19 protein-coding genes are annotated in these 18,212 nt (G+C 63.0%); 8 read left to right on the top strand and 11 right to left on the bottom strand.

Going from position 1 to position 18,212, the window contains the following annotated elements:
- Window positions 1-71: 71 nt before the first annotated feature.
- The gene (locus NKH21_RS26200) at window positions 72-725 is read left to right on the top strand and encodes a glutathione S-transferase family protein (RefSeq protein ID WP_352868440.1); all 654 of its coding nucleotides are present in this window, start codon (window positions 72-74) and stop codon (window positions 723-725) included.
- Between the two features lie 35 nt (window positions 726-760).
- On the opposite strand, the gene NKH21_RS26205 is transcribed toward NKH21_RS26200, so the two are convergent.
- From NKH21_RS26205 to NKH21_RS26220, 4 genes are read right to left on the bottom strand one after another with little or no spacing between them, the layout of a single operon-like run.
- Window positions 761-1,897 (bottom strand): ABC transporter permease, encoded by a 1,137-nt coding sequence (locus NKH21_RS26205; protein WP_352868504.1) that lies wholly within the window; start codon window positions 1,895-1,897, stop codon window positions 761-763.
- A gap of 8 nt (window positions 1,898-1,905) precedes the next feature.
- Window positions 1,906-2,826, bottom strand: coding sequence for an ABC transporter ATP-binding protein (locus NKH21_RS26210; protein ID WP_352868442.1), 921 nt, complete (start codon window positions 2,824-2,826; stop codon window positions 1,906-1,908).
- Window positions 2,823-3,776 carry an HlyD family secretion protein gene (locus tag NKH21_RS26215; RefSeq protein ID WP_352868445.1) on the bottom strand — a complete coding sequence of 318 codons (954 nt, stop codon included), beginning with the start codon at window positions 3,774-3,776 and terminating at the stop codon, window positions 2,823-2,825. The genes NKH21_RS26210 and NKH21_RS26215 overlap by 4 nt, the downstream gene beginning before the upstream one ends.
- The gene (locus NKH21_RS26220) at window positions 3,773-4,489 is read right to left on the bottom strand and encodes a CerR family C-terminal domain-containing protein (protein WP_502911916.1); all 717 of its coding nucleotides are present in this window, start codon (window positions 4,487-4,489) and stop codon (window positions 3,773-3,775) included. The genes NKH21_RS26215 and NKH21_RS26220 overlap by 4 nt, the downstream gene beginning before the upstream one ends.
- 88 nt (window positions 4,490-4,577) lie before the next feature.
- Here NKH21_RS26220 and NKH21_RS26225 point away from each other — a divergent pair, with 88 nt between their 5' ends.
- From NKH21_RS26225 to NKH21_RS26235, 3 genes are read left to right on the top strand one after another with little or no spacing between them, the layout of a single operon-like run.
- Window positions 4,578-5,051, top strand: a complete 474-nt coding sequence (locus NKH21_RS26225) for a CYTH domain-containing protein (protein ID WP_352868447.1) — start codon at window positions 4,578-4,580, stop codon at window positions 5,049-5,051.
- Window positions 5,048-5,992, top strand: coding sequence for a CHAD domain-containing protein (locus tag NKH21_RS26230; protein ID WP_352868449.1), 945 nt, complete (start codon window positions 5,048-5,050; stop codon window positions 5,990-5,992). Before NKH21_RS26225 ends, NKH21_RS26230 begins: the two co-directional genes overlap by 4 nt.
- A 41-nt stretch (window positions 5,993-6,033) precedes the next feature.
- Window positions 6,034-6,834 carry a C40 family peptidase gene (locus NKH21_RS26235; protein ID WP_352868451.1) on the top strand — a complete coding sequence of 267 codons (801 nt, stop codon included), beginning with the start codon at window positions 6,034-6,036 and terminating at the stop codon, window positions 6,832-6,834.
- Window positions 6,835-6,960: 126 nt separating this feature from the next.
- Here NKH21_RS26235 and NKH21_RS26240 read toward each other — a convergent pair whose 3' ends face one another.
- Window positions 6,961-7,764 (bottom strand): helix-turn-helix domain-containing protein, encoded by an 804-nt coding sequence (locus NKH21_RS26240; RefSeq protein WP_352868453.1) that lies wholly within the window; start codon window positions 7,762-7,764, stop codon window positions 6,961-6,963.
- A gap of 115 nt (window positions 7,765-7,879) precedes the next feature.
- Here NKH21_RS26240 and NKH21_RS26245 point away from each other — a divergent pair, with 115 nt between their 5' ends.
- Window positions 7,880-8,740, top strand: a complete 861-nt coding sequence (locus NKH21_RS26245; RefSeq protein ID WP_352868455.1) for an SMP-30/gluconolactonase/LRE family protein — start codon at window positions 7,880-7,882, stop codon at window positions 8,738-8,740.
- A 390-nt stretch (window positions 8,741-9,130) separates the two neighbouring features.
- Here NKH21_RS26245 and NKH21_RS26250 read toward each other — a convergent pair whose 3' ends face one another.
- Window positions 9,131-9,832, bottom strand: coding sequence for a phosphatase PAP2 family protein (locus tag NKH21_RS26250; protein ID WP_352868458.1), 702 nt, complete (start codon window positions 9,830-9,832; stop codon window positions 9,131-9,133).
- Window positions 9,833-9,846: 14 nt separating this feature from the next.
- Window positions 9,847-10,185 carry a hypothetical protein gene (locus NKH21_RS26255; RefSeq protein ID WP_023679017.1) on the bottom strand — a complete coding sequence of 113 codons (339 nt, stop codon included), beginning with the start codon at window positions 10,183-10,185 and terminating at the stop codon, window positions 9,847-9,849.
- 202 nt (window positions 10,186-10,387) lie between these two features.
- Between NKH21_RS26255 and NKH21_RS26260 the strand changes: the two genes are divergently transcribed.
- Window positions 10,388-12,394, top strand: coding sequence for a PhoX family protein (locus tag NKH21_RS26260; RefSeq protein WP_352868461.1), 2,007 nt, complete (start codon window positions 10,388-10,390; stop codon window positions 12,392-12,394).
- Window positions 12,395-12,495: 101 nt separating this feature from the next.
- On the opposite strand, the gene NKH21_RS26265 is transcribed toward NKH21_RS26260, so the two are convergent.
- From NKH21_RS26265 to NKH21_RS26280, 4 genes are all read right to left on the bottom strand, one after another.
- Complete coding sequence (locus tag NKH21_RS26265; protein ID WP_352665151.1) at window positions 12,496-13,176, bottom strand: GNAT family N-acetyltransferase; 681 nt, start codon at window positions 13,174-13,176, stop codon at window positions 12,496-12,498.
- Window positions 13,173-13,664: a MarR family winged helix-turn-helix transcriptional regulator gene (locus NKH21_RS26270; protein WP_352868465.1), complete on the bottom strand. Its 492-nt coding sequence runs from the start codon at window positions 13,662-13,664 to the stop codon at window positions 13,173-13,175. Before NKH21_RS26270 ends, NKH21_RS26265 begins: the two co-directional genes overlap by 4 nt.
- Before the next feature lie 168 nt (window positions 13,665-13,832).
- On the bottom strand, window positions 13,833-14,594 hold the full coding sequence (locus NKH21_RS26275; protein WP_352451914.1) for an ABC transporter permease: 762 nt from the start codon (window positions 14,592-14,594) through the stop codon (window positions 13,833-13,835).
- Between the two features lie 14 nt (window positions 14,595-14,608).
- Window positions 14,609-15,535: an ABC transporter ATP-binding protein gene (locus NKH21_RS26280; RefSeq protein WP_352868468.1), complete on the bottom strand. Its 927-nt coding sequence runs from the start codon at window positions 15,533-15,535 to the stop codon at window positions 14,609-14,611.
- A gap of 262 nt (window positions 15,536-15,797) precedes the next feature.
- Between NKH21_RS26280 and NKH21_RS26285 the strand changes: the two genes are divergently transcribed.
- Together NKH21_RS26285 and NKH21_RS26290 are read left to right on the top strand one after the other, a co-directional pair.
- Window positions 15,798-17,171 (top strand): cytochrome ubiquinol oxidase subunit I, encoded by a 1,374-nt coding sequence (locus NKH21_RS26285; RefSeq protein WP_352868471.1) that lies wholly within the window; start codon window positions 15,798-15,800, stop codon window positions 17,169-17,171.
- Window positions 17,168-18,172, top strand: coding sequence for a cytochrome d ubiquinol oxidase subunit II (locus NKH21_RS26290; protein ID WP_352868474.1), 1,005 nt, complete (start codon window positions 17,168-17,170; stop codon window positions 18,170-18,172). Before NKH21_RS26285 ends, NKH21_RS26290 begins: the two co-directional genes overlap by 4 nt.
- Window positions 18,173-18,212 lie beyond the last annotated feature (40 nt).

Genomic DNA, 18,212 nt, shown 5'->3' on the forward strand with positions numbered 1-18,212 from the left:
GATGTGCCGGTTCGAGGCGCTCGAGCCTCCGTTGCGTTAGTCGAACTGGTACCCTTCAAAGACTGAGATCAATGAAACTGTTCTTCAGCCGCAATCCCAATCCTCGCCTCGCGGTCGCGGTGGCGCGGTATCTCAAAGCCAAGGTCGAGTTCGAATTCGCCTCGCCCTTCGCTCCGGGGCAGGCCGAGCGCTTTCGGCCGCTCAATCCAAATCTCTCATTGCCCATTCTCGTAGGCCTGGGAAAAAGCCTCTGGGAGGCCGACGCCATAGCCTGCCGGCTTTCACGCGACACCCATTCGCATTTCTGGCGCACCGGCGACGACGAGCCCGAGATGATCCGATGGCTGAGTTGGGGCAAAGAGAACTTCGTAAGAGCCTGCGACGTCGTGCATTTCGAACGCGGGACCAAACAGCGCTATGCGCTCGGCCCGATCGATCAGGCGCGGGTTGAGGAGGGCTTGAGGGACTTCAGTACCGCCGCTGTAATACTTGATGCCGAGCTTTCCCAGCGAGAATGGCTGGTCGGCAATTCGGTTTCCTACGCCGACTTTCGAATGGCGACGTTTCTGCCCTTCAACGACGTCGCCCGATTGCCTCTCGATGACTATCCTTCTGTCGGCCGCTGGTATCGGCAGCTTGAAGAAATCGACGCCTGGCGCGATCCCTTCGAAGGGCTCAATGCGCCTGAATTGACCCCGGTTCCGGGCCAGGCCAGGACCGTGTGAATCTCGATCATTTGCGCAAGCTGATTGCGTTGACCCTAATCCAGCGTCCGGCGGAACCGCACCAGCGCAATGCCGGCGAACAGCGCCACGAACACCACCAGCCAACCGATTTCCGTTGCCACCGCCGGCAGCTCGGCGCCCTTCAGCATCACCGCGCGGATGATGCGCAGGAAATGCGTCAGCGGCAGCACCTCGCCGAAAATCTGCGCCCAGTCCGGCATGCCGCGATAGGGGAACATGAAGCCCGACAGCATGATCGACGGCAGGAAGAAGAAGAAGGTGAGCTGCAGTGCCTGCATCTGCGTGCGGGCGATCGTCGAGATCGTGTAGCCGAGCAGCACCAGCGCTAGCACGAAGATCAGGACGGCCGTCAACAGCAGCGACATCGATCCGGTGAAGGGGATGGCAAACAGAAGCTTCGACGCCGCCAGCACCACCAGCACCTGCACGGCGCCGACCGCCAGATAGGGCAGCACCTTGCCCAGCATAATCTCGAGCGGGCTGGACGGCATCGCCAAAAGGTTCTCCATCGTGCCGCGCTCGGTCTCGCGCGTCAGCGCGATCGAGGTCATCATCACCATCGTCATCTGCAGGATGACGCCGAGCAGGCCGGGCACGATGTTGTATTGCGAGACGGCTTCCGGATTGTAGCGCCGGTGCACCACCACCTGGAGCTGGCCCCGGGCAGCTTCGGCCGCCGTCTCCTGCATGCCGCGTGCCCTGAGCAGCGCCTGGTTGGCAACTGTGCCGAGCGTCGAGATGGCGCCGCTGGCGACGGCCGGGTCGGTCGCATCCGCCTCGATCAGGATCTGCGGGCTGTCGCCACGCTCGACCCGTCGGGCGAAATCGGCGGGAATGGTGACGACGAAGGCAACGTCGCCGCGCGCCATCAGGAATTCGGCTTCGGCGGCACTTTGCGCGACATAGTCGAAGCGGTAATAGCCGGTGGTCTGCAGCGCCGAAACCATGGCTCGCGTGTAAGGATCGCTGCTCATCACCACCAGCGCTGCCGGCAAGCTCTTCGGGTCGTTGTTAATGGCATAGCCGAACAGCACCAGCTGCATCAGCGGCACGCCGAGCATCATGGCGAAGGTGATGCGGTCGCGCCGCATCTGGATGAACTCCTTGATCAGCAGCGCGCCCAGCCTGGCGAAGGAAAAGATGCTGTTTATCCCGTTTTTCATCCCATGTTGTCCTTCGAACCGGACATGAACTGGATGAACACATCCTCCAGGCTGGTCTCGCCGGGCGAGACCCTGACGCCCTTGTGGTCTTTCTCGACGTCGGCGAGCGCTGCCTGAAGGGCCGTTCTGTCGGAGCCGACGACATGCAGCGTCGCGCCGAACGGCGCCACCTGGTCGACGCCTTGGCGGCCATGAAGTGCGGCAGCGACCTGGTCGAGCCGCGGCCCCTGCAGGACGAACGTAGTCAGCCCGGCATTCCTCACCACGTCCTCGACCGTGCCGGTGGCCAGCATCTTGCCATAGGAGATGTAGCTGATGCGATGGCAGCGCTCGGCCTCATCCATGTAATGGGTGGAGACCAGCACGGTCAGCCCGCCGCCCGCCAGCCGGTGGATCTCGTCCCAGAATTCGCGTCTGGCCTTCGGGTCGACGCCAGCCGTCGGTTCGTCGAGAAGCAGCAGTTTCGGCTTGTGCATGATGCAGGCGGCCAGCGCCAGCCGCTGCTTCCAGCCGCCGGATAAGGTGCCGGCCAGCTGGTTTCTGCGCGACGTCAGGCCAAGCTCCTCAAGCGTCTTAGCCACATGCTCATCGAGCGGCTTCAGCCGGTACAGCCGTGCCACGAATTCGAGATTCTCGCCGATCGTCAGGTCTTCGTAGAACGAGAATCTCTGCGTCATGTAGCCGACTTCGCGTTTGATCCGCAGGCTGTCGGTGCGGATGTCGAAGCCCAGAACCGTGCCTTCACCCTCATCCGGCGTCAGCAAGCCGCACATGATGCGGATGGTCGTCGTCTTGCCTGAGCCGTTCGGCCCGAGGAAGCCGACGATCTCGCCCTCGGCCACCGTCATCGTCACATGGTCGACGACGGTCTTGTCGCCGAAGCGTTTGACCAGGCCATGCACGTCGATGACGTTCATTTTCCGATGTCCGCCAGATCGACGTCGACGATCTGCCCGGGCTGCAATGCGCTGGCGTCGCCCTCCGGCCGCGCTTCGACCAGATAGACCAGCTTTTGCCGGGTCTCGAGCGAGTAAATCACCGGCGGCGTGAATTCCGGATCCGGCGACACATAGCTGACGCGAGCCTTCACGCCCGATCCGCAACCGTCGCAATGGACGTTGAGCAGCGTGCCGACGTCAACCGAGGAGAACGCGCTTTCCGGCACATAGACGCTGAGCTTCACCGCGCCGTCCGGCAGTATGGAGATGACCGGCGCGGTCGGGCCGGCCGTGTCGCCCGGATAGCGGATGACATCGTTGACCCGGCCGGACGAGGGCGCCGTCAGCACGCGCTTCGACAGCCGCCATTGCGCTTGCTCCAGCGCCGATCGCGCCTGCCTCACCTGATTGTCGGCGGCCTTGATCGTCTCGGACCGTGCCGGCAGGCCGCCGACGGCGAGATTGGCCTCCGCCTGGCCGACCTGCGCGTTGGCCGTCTCCAGCGTCGCGGAAGCCGTGTCGTAGTCGGCCTGTGTGCCGGTGCCGCGTTTGAACAGATCGCTGGCGCGGATGTATCGGCGTTTGGCGTCGGCGGCTTGCGCCTTGGCCATGTCGACCTGCGCCTTGAGCACCGCGATCTCTTCCGGCCGCTTGCCGACCTGCAGGTCGGCAAGTTGCGCCTGGGCCTGCGCGAGGGCCGCCTCGGCTTGTGCGATCGCGATCTTGGCGTCGGCGTTTTCCAGCGTCACCACCGGCGTGCCGGGCGCGACGCGGTCGCCGCGCTTGACCGCAATCGTCTCGACCTGCGCCACCTCGATCGGTGCCAGCAGGACATAATCGCCCTCGACGTAGCCGACGGCGAGCGGTGCTGCCGGCGCGCAGGCGCTGAAAAGCTGGGCGGCAAGCGGCAAAGAACAGAGCAGGCTCATGATCCACGATCCTTCCGTACAGCCAAATCGCGCCGAGCTAAAATCGCACTGAGATTGTCGGTTACTGTTGCCGCGATCCTGCCGGCCTCGTCATCGCCGATCTCGCGCCAGCCCATCCGGCGCATAACCGCCTCGCGACCGATGCGGAAATACACGACCTGGCCGATCAGCGTGAATACGGTGAGTTTTGTGCGCTCGCTCTCGGCCGGCTCGCCCGTCGCCTGTTCCCAGATTAGGCAGAGCCGGTGATGCGCCGGTTCGAACACGCCATCATAGATTCGGTCGAGCGCGGCGGTTGGATGCGACAGCTCACGCAGGACGAACTGTACAATCTCGCCGGCTTCCGGCCTTGCCGCGATGAAGGCGACCATCCGCTCCAGTGCAACGGCTAAATGTGCCCGCGCGGCCTCGGTGTCCGCCAATGCCGCGGCCGGCGCTTGCAGATTGCCGATCGCCTGGCCGGCAACGGTCTGGATGGTGTCGACGATGTAGTCGGCCGCAGCGTTGCGGAGCCCTTCCTTGCCGCCGAAATGATAGGCGATCGAGCCGATATTGGCCTTGGCCTCAGCCGCGATCTGGCGCGTCGACGTGCCGTCGAAACCCTGCCGTCCGAACAGCTTCAGCGCCGCGTGCACGAGTGCCGTCCGCGTCATATCTGCGGCGGCCTTGGGCGCCTCATGAGGAGGGCCGCTGGCGCTGGGCGATTTGATCATGGCCGATAATTTAATCAATCGAATGATTAAAGTCAAGTGCGGTCAAGCGGCTTGCCAACTCTGGCCGTGCGCGCTTTAGTGCCTGGCCATGGGCAAGGAAATCGAGCGTAAATTCCTGGTCTCAGGTGAGGAATGGCGGGCAATGGTCGAGGCGGACATTCATATCCGTCAATTCTATCTTGTCGCCGAACCCAGCCGTACGGTGCGTGTGCGCATCAGCAACGATGCGGCCGCCAAGCTGACGCTCAAGTTCGGCAGCCAGGCACGCGTGCGCGATGAATTCGAATATCCAGTACCTTTGGCGGAGGCGCAGGAGATGCAGGCCTTTGCCATCGGACATGTCATCGAGAAGACACGCCATCATGTTAGACACCGCGGCTATCGCTACGAAGTCGATGTCTTCGGCGGGACGCTTGCGGGGTTGGTGATCGCCGAGCTCGAGACGCCGGAGGATGTACCGGACGAAATGCTGCCAGATTGGCTCGGCCGTGAAGTCACCGGCGAGCCGAGATTTTACAACGCGTCGCTCGCCCTTGGGGGGATTCCGGAGATCGTCGCATGAGCTTTCGTATCGATCCGCGCATGTCGCTGACCGGCGAGGTCAGGCGCATCCTTGCCGAGGAGATCGGCAAGGCGCTCGACCATCTGAACGCGGCGCGTGACAGGCCCGAACAGGGGCTGCACAAATGCCGCAAACGGCTGAAGAACGTCCGCGCCTTGCTGCGCCTTGTCCGTTCCGGAGACGAAACATTCTGCGTGACCGAGAACCAGTGCTACCGCCAGGTAGCGGCCCTGCTTGCCGGCCCGCGTGAGGCGACTGCACTGGTCGAAACAATCGACCGGCTGGCGGCAAGCTTTCCCGAGCAAAGTGCCGGCGGCCTTGATGCCGTGCGTGACAGGCTCGTTGCGCGCCAGCATGAACTGCATGGCGGAGCAGGCCTTGACGCTGCGATAGGCGCGGCGATCGCCGCTTGCGAGGAAGGTGTCGTTCGGATCGACAAGCTCGCTCTGCCCGACCAGCCGGAGCAGGCTGCCGACGTGCTCGCCGAAGGCGCGCGCACCACTTTGCGCCGCGCCAGGAAAGCGCTGGACAAGGCGGCTTCGCGCGGCGAAGCCGATGACTTTCACGATCTGCGCAAGGCGGCCAAGACGCATGCCATGCACCTGTCGCTGCTCGGCAGGCTGTGGCCGACGTCGATCAAGACGCGACGCAAGGCCGTCGACGAATTGGGCGAGCGGCTCGGCGAATTGCACGATGTGTTCGTTATGCGCGCGCTTCTCGATGCCGAGGACCAGCCGCTTGGCCCCCCTGAGGACACGCGGTTGCTTGCCAAGCTGCTGAAACGCTCGGAAAAGAGCCTGAAAAAGACCTGCCTCGCCGAGGCGGCCGAGCTTTTCGGCGACAGCCTGAAGCGCTCGACGAGGAAGCTCGCCCGTAAAGCGCGCGAAGATCTCACAGCGGTACCGCAGCACGAAGACGCCGGCGCGCCTGGCGTGGGCTGATCATGGTCTAATTTGCCGCCCTGTGGTAATCGCCGTCTGGCATGACCGAGCCCGGCGACACGCTTCTGGACCGACTTGGCCGCTGGCTTGCCGGCCGGCTGCAGGAGGAATCGTCCGGCTACGAGCCCTACACGCCGTCGGACGCCGAAACGCTGCGCCGCACGCTCGAACCCGGCGACATCCTGCTCATCGAGGGCAACCAGAAGATCTCGGCGGCAATCAAATACCTCACCCAGTCGACCTGGTCGCATGCCGCCTTCTATGTCGGCGATGCATTGCCGGAGCCGGAAGACGGATCGGAGCGGCGGCGCCTGATCGAGGTCACGCTCGGCGATGGCTGCATCGCCGTGCCGCTGTCGCGCTACCGCAGCTACAATACCCGCATCTGCCGTGCGAGCGGCCTGGCTCCGGACGATCGCGAAGCGGTCGTCGCCTTCATGATCGGCAGACTCGGTCTCAGATACGATCTCAAGAACATATTCGACATGCTGCGCTACTTCTTGCCGACGCCGCCGGTGCCGGTGCGTTGGCGCCGCCGCATGCTGGCTTTCGGTTCCGGCGACCCGACGCGCGCCATCTGCTCGTCGCTGATCGCGGAGGCTTACGGCCAGATCCGCTACCCGATCCTGCCCGAGATTACCCGGGCGCCCGGCCGTGCTTCGGCCCAGTCGAGCTATTCGCGCAAGGAAATCCTGCACATCCGCCACCACTCGCTCTACACGCCGCGCGACTTCGACCTGTCGCCCTATTTCCGCATCGTCAAGCCGACGCTGGAATACGGCTTCGACTACCGGCAGATGGTCTGGGATGACAAGGTGGCGGCGAACAAGACCGCCGAATAGCCGCTCGATCTTGTGGTTGAGCATGGGACGCTCTGATAACCGGTTTGCGGCCGATACTCAGGGGTGAGAAGCTCAGTCAGACTGGCTGCCGCCAACAGCCCGGATTCGGTCGTTCTGCGTCTTGACCTAGGCCGGCAGACGCCGTCCATTTGCGGCGGCTGCAACTCGATTGTCCGTCCGCGCGCCTGCGTCGCGCGGATGCGGCCCGATCGGCATGATCACCGGGAACGGCGTTGCGCCGAACGCAAACGTCCATTTGTAACCAACCAGCCCGTCTTCGGGCGTCGTGTGCTGGTCGTGATGAGCAAGCAATTTGGCGCGCTCCGCCAATTCCTCAGCCTCGCGCCTGACCATTTCCGCCGTTTCCGGCCGCATCCGCCTGGAGAAGCTGACGAACGTCGACTCGCGCTCAAGATGGGTGATGGCCCAGCCGATAAAATTCTTGTTGGTCATCTCGAACAGCAGCCGCAATGGCCCGTCGAAATTCCACTGGATCGGCGCCTCGACCAGCAGCCTTGCCGACAGGCCGCGACCGAGCGCGACCAGGCCGAGTTCCTCGAGGTCGCGCAGATAGAGGAACATCGAAGCCTCGCTCAGCCCTTGTGAGCGCATGATACCTTCGGGCGTGAATTTCTCGGAAAGCATGACGAAGACGAACAGCAGTGCCGGCCGCCCTGCGAGCTTGCGCTCGATCTCCGGCGCGATCTGGTTGGCAGGTCCCGGCCCTCTGTTCATAGAGCCGAGCACGTTCTCCAACTCCACGCCGGCGGCAGTGCAGATCTCCATCAGCCGGTCGAGCTTGCAGTTGCGCTCGTGGAAGATGCGCTTCACTGTCGGCTCGGAAACGCCCATCCGCTCGGCAAGGACGCGGTAGGTCACGCCCTTGGCCTTAAGCGTCCGCTTCAGCGCCTCGAAGATCACGCCGTTCATGGGATGCACCTCTTTTGCGCGATTTGGTATCAGCCTTCGGTACTAGTCCTGATACATCTTCCCGAAAAGTATCGAAAGGCCTAGCTCTCCGCCAGTCCATTACAGGAGACTAGCCATGAAGAGCCTCTTCACACCGATACTTCTCACTCTGGTCGGCATCGCGGCCGCGCCGGCAGTTCAGGCCGCTGAACTCTGGCGCGCCGGCGGCCTCGAGCAGCCGGAATCGGCGCTGTTCGATGCCGCCGGCAAACGCATCATCATCTCCAATATCGTTGGCAATCCCGGCGACGCCGACGGCAATGGATATCTGTCGGTCCTGTCGATGGACGGCAAGATGGTTACGCAACATTGGACCGACGGCATGGACGCGCCCAAGGGCATGGCGATTGCCGATGGCAAACTCTACGTCGCCGATATCACCCATGTGCGCGTCGTCGATCTCGCAAGCGGCAAGCTAGCATCGACGATCGACGTGCCGAACGCCGTCTTCCTCAACGACATGACCGCCGATGCATCCGGCAAGGTCTACGTCACCGATATGCTGGCCGACACGATCTATCGTATCGACGGCGACCGGCCCGAACTGTTCGTCAGGGATGCGGCGCTTGCTTCGCCGAATGGCATCTTCGCAGATGGCGGCCGGCTGATCGTCGCTTCGTGGGGCAAGGGCATCAAATCAGATTTCAGCACCGCGGAGCCGGGCGGCCTGCTCTCGGTCGATCTCGCTACCAAGGCAATTGCGTCACTGCCCGGCGCGGAAAAATTCGCCAACCTCGATGGCGTCGTTGTCATCGGCGGCAGCGTCTACGCCACCGCGTATATGACGGGCACGCTCTACCGCTACAAAGCCGGCGGCACGCCGCAAGTGGCTGCAACGCTCAAGCCGGGCAGCGCCGACATCGGCACCGACGGTAGGTCTACCATCTTCGTGCCGCTGATGAACGACGGCGAGATCGCGGCACTAGGCCTCGACTAAGCCAGCCATCGGCTCAGGCGGCGGGCGCGGCTTTCTTCAACTGCGCCCGCGCATCCGTGATCGAGGCGGCATAAGTCACCAGCGGCCGCTTGACGCCGTGGTTGATCAGCATGCGGCGTGTCTACGGTGAAGCGCCTGAATATTATGATGGTTCAAGAATCATCTTGCATACCTGACATGCAGCACTCTTTGCCAGCCGATGCGCTATGATGCTACAAACCTCGGCATCGTTTGGCGGGATATCCACTGCGATCCCGATTTCATAGGCGCGACTTCAAAAGGATGAGCGGGTGAAGATATTCAAAGCGTTGGCGACCTCGACAGCCTTGCTGTCGATGGTTTTCCTGCTGGCAGGCTGCGGCCCTGGCCTGATCAACAGGCTGATTTGAGTCAGGTGCCGTCGGCCCGCCCAAGCCATCGCTGCAGGAACCGTGCCGCAAGCCAGCACAGCATCGCCCAGGCAAAGCCGGCGCACCAGCCGGCCAATACGTCGGACGGCCAGTGGACGCCGAGATAGATGCGGCTGATGCCGACCACCACCGTCGTCAGCACCGCCAGCCCGAGCACATAGATCTTCGTTGTCCGCCCGGGCAAAAACCGCGCCGCCATGCTGCCCAGCGTCAAATATGTCACCGCCGACAGCATGGCGTGGCCGCTCGGAAACGAAAGCGATGCCACGTCGGCGAGATGCGAGACCAGATCGGGGCGCGGCCGGTCGATATCGAATTTCAGCACGCTCGACAGGAGCTGGCCGCCCGCTACCGCGACGAACATGAGAAGCGCCGCGCCTGGCCTGCGGATAAGGAGTAGATAGACGATCATTGCTGCCGTGATCAGCACCAGCACGCTGGCGCTGCCGAGACTGGTGATGTCGCGCATCGCTCCTTCCAGCCACGCCGGTCCGATCGGATTGTCGGGCTGGCCGGCCTTGCGGAAGGCAAGCAGGATTTCGGTATCGAAGGCATGCGGCGTGGTGGCCCGCGCCATCTCCATCAGCTCCTCGAACCCCCACAGCCCGCCGGCAATGACCAGCCCGGCCAGCAGAACCGGGAACTCCAGCCAGTTGCGCAGTCTGCTTGCAACCTTCTTCATCGGCCCGATCGCAGTTACAGCCTCTGCAGATAGGGCCCGAGCGTGATCAGCGCCACCGCTGCGATGGCAAGCACGATGCCGGTTGCCTGTAAGGCATTGACGCGCTCGCCGAAGAAGACCAGCGCCACCACATTCACCGACACCAGCTGGATCACCGCCGACAGGCTGAACGACACCGACATGCCGAATTCACGGATCAGCCTCAGCATGATCAGATTGCCGAGCGAATAGAGCGCCAACGTCAGCACGATCTTGCCGAGGCTCGGCGCCAGCCCCCACTGTTTTGCAGCCATCGCCGCCAGCAGGAAGATCACCGTCGAAACGCAGAGCTGCCCAAGTCCCCAGAAACTCACTTTTTGTTCCTCCCGATGTGTCCCTACGCGCCTGCCGCAGCTCTTGTTTCCGAAGCGCCGGTCGCGGTCAAGCGGGCCCGATGTTGGATAGGAAATCGCAGGTGGCAATTAGCCGGCATGTCATCAAACTGTGACCTGCCGGCGATACCGGACTGGCCAGGCAACACGCTCCAGCAATCCATCCAGCCAGAGGCAGGCCCCCATGACTGAACAGCGCTCGACCGAACATCGCATCCCTGACGCTCATTTCCGCACCAGCCTGCTCGAGGAAAACGATGGGCCGGGAGCCAATCCCACCGACAACCGCACCATGGGTGAGATCATCGCCGCGCGGTTCTCGCGCCGCGGCTTCCTCAAGGGCTCGCTTGCCGTCTCGGCCATAGCCGCTACCGTCAGCCCGCTGGCGCTGATCACCGCCGACAGCGCCCGCGCCGCCGAAGGCTCCGCCTTCACTTTCGACGAGCTCGAGGCCGGCATCGACGACAAGCATCACGTCGCACCCGGCTATGACGCCGACGTGCTGCTGCGCTGGGGCGACCCGCTGTTCGCCGATTCGCCGGAATTCGATCCGACAAAACAGTCGGCGGAAGCCCAGGCCAGACAATTCGGCTACAACAACGACTATGCCGGTTATATCCCGATCGACGGCTCGGCCGAGCATGGCCTGCTGGTCGTCAACCACGAATACACCAATCCGCATCTGATGTTCCCGGGCCTCGTCACCATCGTCGATGGCAAAGCCAAGCAGGCACCTCTCAGCAAGGAACAAGTCGACGTCGAGATGACCGCGCATGGCGGCACCATCGTCGAGATCCGCAAGCTATCAGGCAAATGGCAGGTCGTTCGCAACGGCAAGCTCAACCGCCGCGTCACCTCCAATACCGAGATTGCGCTCTCCGGCCCCGTCGCCGGCCACGACCGCGTCAAGACCAGCGCCGATCCGACCGGCACGAAGGTCATCGGCACCGTCAACAATTGTGCCGGCGGCGTCACGCCATGGGGCACCTATGTCATGGCCGAGGAGAACATCCACGGCTATTTCTCGGGCGAGCTGCCGCAGGGCCATAAGGAAGCCGCCAATTACAAGCGCCTCGGCATTCCCGAAGGTGCCTATGAATGGGCAGCGCATTACGACCGTTTCGACATCGGCAAGGAGCCGAACGAGCCGAACCGCTTCGGCTGGATCGTCGAGGTCGACGTCCAGGATCCGACTTCGGTGCCGAGGAAGCGCACCGCGATGGGCCGCTTCAAGCATGAGGGCGCCGAATCGATCGTCGCCAAGGACGGCCGTGTCGTCTTCTATCTCGGCGATGACGAGCGCTTCGACTATGTCTATAAGTTCGTTACCACAGGCAAGTTCAACCCGGACGATCGCGCCGCCAACATGGATTTGCTCGACGACGGCACCTTGCATGTCGCCAAGTTTGCCGACGACGGTTCGGTCGAATGGCTGCCGATCGTCTTCGGCCAGGGGCCGCTGACGGCCGAGAACGGCTTTGCCAGCCAGGCCGACGTGCTGATCGAAACGCGCCGCGCCGCCGACCTGCTCGGCGCCACCAAGATGGACCGCCCGGAAGACATCCAGCCCAATGCCGCCAACGGCAAGGTCTATGTCATGCTGACCAACAATTCGAAGCGCAAGGCCGATCAGGTCGACGCCGCCAACCCGCGTGCCGAAAATGCCTTTGGCCACATCATCGAGATCGTCGAGGACGGCGGTGATTTCACCGCGACAAAGGGCAGGTGGGAAATCCTGCTGAAATGCGGTGATCCCTCGGTTGCCGCTGTCGGCGCCACCTTCTCGACCGCAACCACCGCCAATGGCTGGTTCGGCATGCCGGACAATTGCGCGGTCGATTCGGCCGGCCGCCTCTGGGTCGCTACCGACGGCCAAGGCCCGAAAGCCACCGGCCGCACCGATGGTCTGTGGGCTGTCGATACGGAAGGGCCGGCGCGGGCGACATCAAAGCTGTTCTTCCGCGTGCCGATCGGCGCCGAAATGTGCGGTCCCTTGTTTGCGCCGGACGACCAGACCGCCTTCGTTGCCGTCCAGCATCCGGGCGACGGCGGCGAGGACTGGGAGGCTTTCGGCCGTCCGTCCTACTATGAGGATTTGTCGACCCGCTGGCCCGACTTCAAGCCGGACATGCCGGTGCGCCCGTCGGTCGTTGCCATTACCAGGCAAGGCGGCGGCAAGATCGCGGTCTGACACGCAGCAAGGTCTTGCAGTCTCAAGGAAGGATTTCGGCCATACGAAATCCTTCCTTTCCGATACGGGATGCATCCATGCTGCGCATCATGCGCCGACACTCATCCGGTGCGCTGAACCACAGCCACATTCATTGTGCTTCGCAACCTGAAGCCAATGGACTCGTATAATCTAATGGCCGTGGCGTTGCTGGCGTAGGCGTGGAGATAGGGAACTTCGCCGCGCGCCACTATCCGGTTTGCCACGAACAGGGACAGCAGCTTGCCCAGGCCACCGCCGCGAAATTCCGGATGTGAGCACACGCCGCTGAGTTCGGTATAGCCAGGCTGCTTCATGCGCTCGCCGGCCATCGCCGCAAGCCTGCCCTCGATTTTCACACCCCAGAAATCGCCCAGGCTCAAGGCTTCGAGCGTGAATGGGCCAGGCTTGGTGAGCAATGCCAGGGCGAGCATCTCAGCGGCATCGTCTCGGGTCAGACGTTGCACGCGTTTGTCAGACACGGTTTGCAATGGCTGCTCGGCAATCATCTGAACCCCGGCTGCGGCCGAAGTCGCGGAAAGCCCCGTGGGCAGAGCAATCACGTCCGCTTGAAGCAGGATCACACTCTCGCCCGGGGAGACAAGCCTTTCGAGCGCCCGCAGGCTATCCGGGGCGTCCGCGCCAGTGGCGGCGAAAGGAACAATCGACGGCCGATATCGCTTGGCGAGGTCATTACCTTGCGCGAACGCCGAATGTCGCGTCTGAAGCGCGCTCCAGACGGGGCGGTCAAGCAGATGTCTCATTGCGCGGCACCCTCAGGCTTTTTTACACGATGGTCGAGAGAGGCCGCGGCGAGGCCGTCCTCGATGGCAGCCAGCTGCTCAAGAAGCGGCCCCGAAAGATCCGCGCACAAATCCGCGACGGCGTTCTCGATGGAAGGCCAGACGTCGCGCTTTGCGACGTCGACCAGCCGCCGGCCGTCCCAAGTAAGCGAGACAATCCTGCGCCGCTGGTCATCGGTCGACGGACTGACCTCGAGCAGTCCCAATTCGGACAGAAGCGAGACGCTTCGCGTTACCCCCGGCTGCGCGACGCCAAGGCATTGCGCCAGTTCCCCGACAGACAACGGACCCAGCCTGTCGAGCGCGGCCAGCAGGGGGTATTGGCTCGCCTGAACCGGAACATCCAGCCGGTCGAGCAGGCGCTGCGCCTCCGCTTGCAGTTGCTCGCCTATACGCTTCAGCCTGCTTCCCAGGCATAGGAAGCCAAGCGATCGTATGACGTCTTCCATAGGTCACTTCACCTCAAAATCTATAACATGATATATAACAATGCATAAAAAGCAAGATCGAGCATTCAAGCGCCGGCTCCGGGGCGCGGGCGCGGGCGCGGGCTTATATCGCCTTCGGAAAGGAAACGTCGACCGATAAGGCTGCTTCGCCTGGACAAGGCCAGTCGATCAGTTGCGCAGCCGGTAGCCGGTCCTGAAGATCCAGGCGACGATCGCTATGCAGATGAGCAGGAAAACCACCGTCATGCCGAGGCTGACGCCGACCGAAACGTCGGACTTGCCGTAGAAGCTCCAGCGGAAGCCGCTGACCAGGTAGACCACCGGGTTGAACAGCGTCACCGTGCGCCAGATGCCGGGCAGCATGTTGATCGAATAGAAGCTGCCACCGAGGAAGGTCAGCGGCGTGATGATCAGCAGCGGTACCAGCTGCAGTTGCTCGAAGCTCTTCGCCCAGATCCCGATGATAAAGCCGAACAGGCTGAAGGTCACCGCCGTCAGCACCAGGAAGGCAAGCATCCAGAACGGATGCTCGATCGTCAGCGGTACGAACAGCGAGGCCGTCGCCAGGATGATCAGGCCAAGCACGATCGACTTTGTCGCCGCGCCCCCAACATAGGCGATGACGATCTCCAGATAGGACACCGGCGCCGACAGCAATTCGTAGATCGAGCCGACGAATTTCGGAAAATAGATGGCGAAAGAGGCGTTGGAGATCGACTGCGTCAGCAGCGACAGCATGATCAGCCCCGGCACGATGAAGGCACCGTAGCTGATGCCGTCGATCTCGGTGATGCGCGAGCCGATGGCCGAGCCGAAGACGACGAAATAGAGTGACGTCGAAATGACCGGTGAAACGATGCTTTGCAGCACCGTGCGAAGCGCGCGCGCCATCTCCACCCGATAGATCGCCCATACCGCATGAAGATTCATGGCCGCGCGCGGATTCATGCCGGTTTCCTCACCAGATTGACGAAGATCTCCTCGAGCGAGCTGTTTTCCGTATCGATGTCGCGGAACTGGATGCCGGCCGCTTCGAGCTCGCGGATCAGCGAGGCGACGCCCGGCCGTTCGCTCTGGTTGTCATAAGTATAGGTCAGCTGTCCGCCATCCGGCGAAAGCTCCAGCGCATAGCTCGAAAAAGCGTCGGGAACAGTGGCCAGGGGACTGCGCAGTTCCAGTACAAGCCGTTTGCGGCCAAGCTTGCGCATCAGCTCGGCCTTGTCCTCCACCAGCACGATCTCGCCGCGGTTGATGACGCCGACGCGATCGGCCATCGCCTCGGCTTCTTCGATGTAATGCGTGGTCAGGATGATGGTGACGCCGTCCTCGCGCAGCCGGCGCACCATCGCCCACATGTCCTGGCGCAGCTCGACATCGACGCCTGCCGTCGGTTCGTCGAGGAACAGGATGCGCGGCTCGTGCGACAGCGCCTTGGCGATCATCAGCCGGCGCTTCATGCCGCCGGACAGCGTGATCGCCTTGGCGTCCTTCTTGTCCCAGAGCGACAGATCGCGCAGCACCTTTTCGACGAACGCCTTGTCCGCCGGCCTGCCGAACAGCCCGCGGCTGTAATTGACCGTCGCCCATACGCTCTCGAAGGCGTCGATGGTCAGTTCCTGCGGCACCAGCCCGATCAGGCTGCGCGCGGCGCGGTAGTCGCGGTTGATGTCATGGCCGTCGACGGTGACGCTGCCCGACGAGCGGTTGACGATGCCGCAGACGATCGAGATCAGCGTCGTCTTGCCGGCGCCATTCGGCCCGAGCAGCGCAAATATCTCGCCGCGCACGATGTCGAGATTGATCTCCTTCAGCGCCTTGAGGCCGGTGGCGTAGGTCTTGGTGACCCCGGAAATCGAGATGATCGGCTGCATGGCTGAAAACGGCTGCTTGAAACAGAGTGTTGATTTAATCCGCTGAATGTCGGTCCGCAAATCCGGATGTCAATGGCGCTCCTGACAGTTCTCGACATCGAGCTTCGCCGGAATAGGCAACACCTGCCCGCTCGTCCAGCCAAATTCCACGCAAAAGCAGATTAACCGGCACTGCGGCGTTCCGCCTCGCGGCGGGACGCCGCTTTGACCGTCCGGTGCATCAAGCCTATCCTTCAACAAACAAGCAGCAGCCGGAGCCGCCATGGACCCGCTCATTCTGTCGCGCATACAGTTCGGCGCGAACATCTCGTTCCACATCCTGTTCCCGGCGATTACCATCGCGCTCGGCTGGGTGCTGCTGTTCTTCAAGCTCCGCTACAACGCGACAAACGATTCAGCCTGGATGCGCGCTTATTTCACCTGGGTTAAGGTATTCGCGCTGTCCTTCGCCATGGGCGTGGTTTCCGGCGTCACCATGAGTTTTCAGTTCGGCACCAACTGGCCGGGCTATATGGAGACGGTCGGCAACATTGCCGGCCCGCTGCTGGCCTACGAGATTTTGACCGCCTTTTTCCTCGAGGCAGCGTTCCTCGGCATCATGCTGTTCGGCTTCCGTCGCGTCTCGAACCGCGTCCATACACTGGCGACGGTGCTGGTGGCCGGCGGCACCACCTTGTCCGCCTTCTGGATCATCGCACTCAATTCGTGGATGCAGACGCCGGCCGGTTTCGAAATGCGCGATGGTGTGGCGCACGCCACCGACTGGTGGGCCGTTGTCTTCAATCCATCCATGCCCTACCGGCTCGTCCATATGCTGCTTGCTTCGGGGCTGACCGTCTCGTTCCTGGTCGCCGGCCTGTCGGCGCTGCGCTATCTCTACGGCGATCGCTCGGAATCGATGTGGAAGGCCTTGCGCACCGGCGTCTTCACCGCCCCGATCCTGATCCCGATCCAGATCTTTGCCGGCGACCAGCACGGCCTCAACACGCTGGAACACCAGCCGCAAAAGATCGCCGCCATGGAAGCCAACTGGAACACCGGTCCCAACGTGCCGCTGGTGCTGTTTGCGCTTCCTGATGAAGCGGCCAGGGAGAACAGGTTCGAGCTCACCATTCCCGATGGCGCCAGCCTTATCCTCAGGCACAGCGCCGGCGGCGTCGTACCGGGGCTGAACGATTATGCCGGCAACCATCCCCCGGTATTTCCGGTGTTCTGGGGCTTTCGCATCATGGTCGGCACCGGGCTCCTGATGCTCGCTGTCTCCTGGTCGGCAGCCTTCTTCCTCAAGCGCCGCCACAGCCTGCCTAAGCCGCTGGCGCTGGTGATGGTGCCGATGGCGCTGTCCGGCTGGCTGGCGACGCTGGCCGGCTGGTACACCACCGAGATCGGCCGCCAGCCCTGGCTGGTCACCGGCGTACTGCGTACCGCCGATGCTGTCGGCCCGGTCGCCGGCAGCCATGTCGCGCTGTCGCTCGCGGTCTATCTCATCCTCTATGTGCTGCTCTTGATCGCATATCTCGGCGTGCTGGTGCATCTGGCATTGAAGGCGGCGAAGGATGGTGACACCTCGCCGCTGCCGGGCGTCATGAACAGGCCGCTGTCGCAGCCGGTTGCGCAACCGGGAGAAACATCATGAGCTTCGACTGGCCGACCCTGCTGCCTCTGATCTTTGCCGGGCTGATGGGCCTCGCCATCCTGATCTACGTCATCCTCGACGGTTTCGATCTCGGCATCGGCATCCTGTTCGCCGCAGCCGAAGACACCGAACAGGATACGATGATCGCCGCCATCGGCCCGTTCTGGGACGCCAACGAGACCTGGCTGGTGCTGGCGGTCGGCCTGCTGCTGGTCGCCTTCCCGTTGGCGCATGGCACCATTCTGACGGCGCTCTACATTCCGGTCTTCGTGCTGCTGGTCGGCTTGATCCTGCGCGGCGTCGCCTTCGATTTCCGCGCCAAGGTGCCGGCCGGCAGGAAGCACCGCTGGAACCGCATCTTCTTCCTCGGCTCGGTCATCGCGTCGCTGGCGCAAGGTTACATGCTCGGCGTCTATGTGCTCGGCCTCGACGTCGGCCCTGGCGGCATCGCTTTCGGCGCGTTGGTGGCACTTTGCCTTGCCGCCGCCTATGCGGCGATGGGCGCGGCCTGGGTCATCTACAAGACGGAAGGCGATCTGCAGAGGAAGGCGGTGCTGTGGCTGCGCACGGCGCTGGTGCTGACCGCGCTCGGCATGGTCGCGGTATCGCTGGCCACGCCCTTTGCCAGCGCGCGCATCTTCGACAAATGGTTCGTCTGGCCGGCCATGCTCTATCTGTCGCCGCTGCCGATCCTGTCGGCAGTGCTGTTCCTGTGGCTATGGCGCCAGACCTTCCATCTGCCGAAACCCGGCGACCGCCACGCGCTGCTCCCGTTCCTGACATTGGCCGCGATCTTCACGCTCGGCTTTGCCGGCCTCGCCTGGTCGTTCTACCCCTTCGTGGTGCCCGACCGGCTGACCATCTGGCAGGCTGCTTCGGCACCCGAAAGCCTGGCCGTCATCCTGGTCGGGACGGTCGTCGTGCTGCCGATCATCATCTTCTATTCGTTCTTTGCCTACCGGGTGTTCGCCGGCAAGGCGACGGATCTGACCTATGACTGACCGGCATCGCCGTCGCCACCTGAAACAGAATATTCATCTT

The sequence above is a fragment of the Mesorhizobium sp. M1329 genome (assembly GCF_040318035.1).
Classification (GTDB): domain Bacteria; phylum Pseudomonadota; class Alphaproteobacteria; order Rhizobiales; family Rhizobiaceae; genus Mesorhizobium.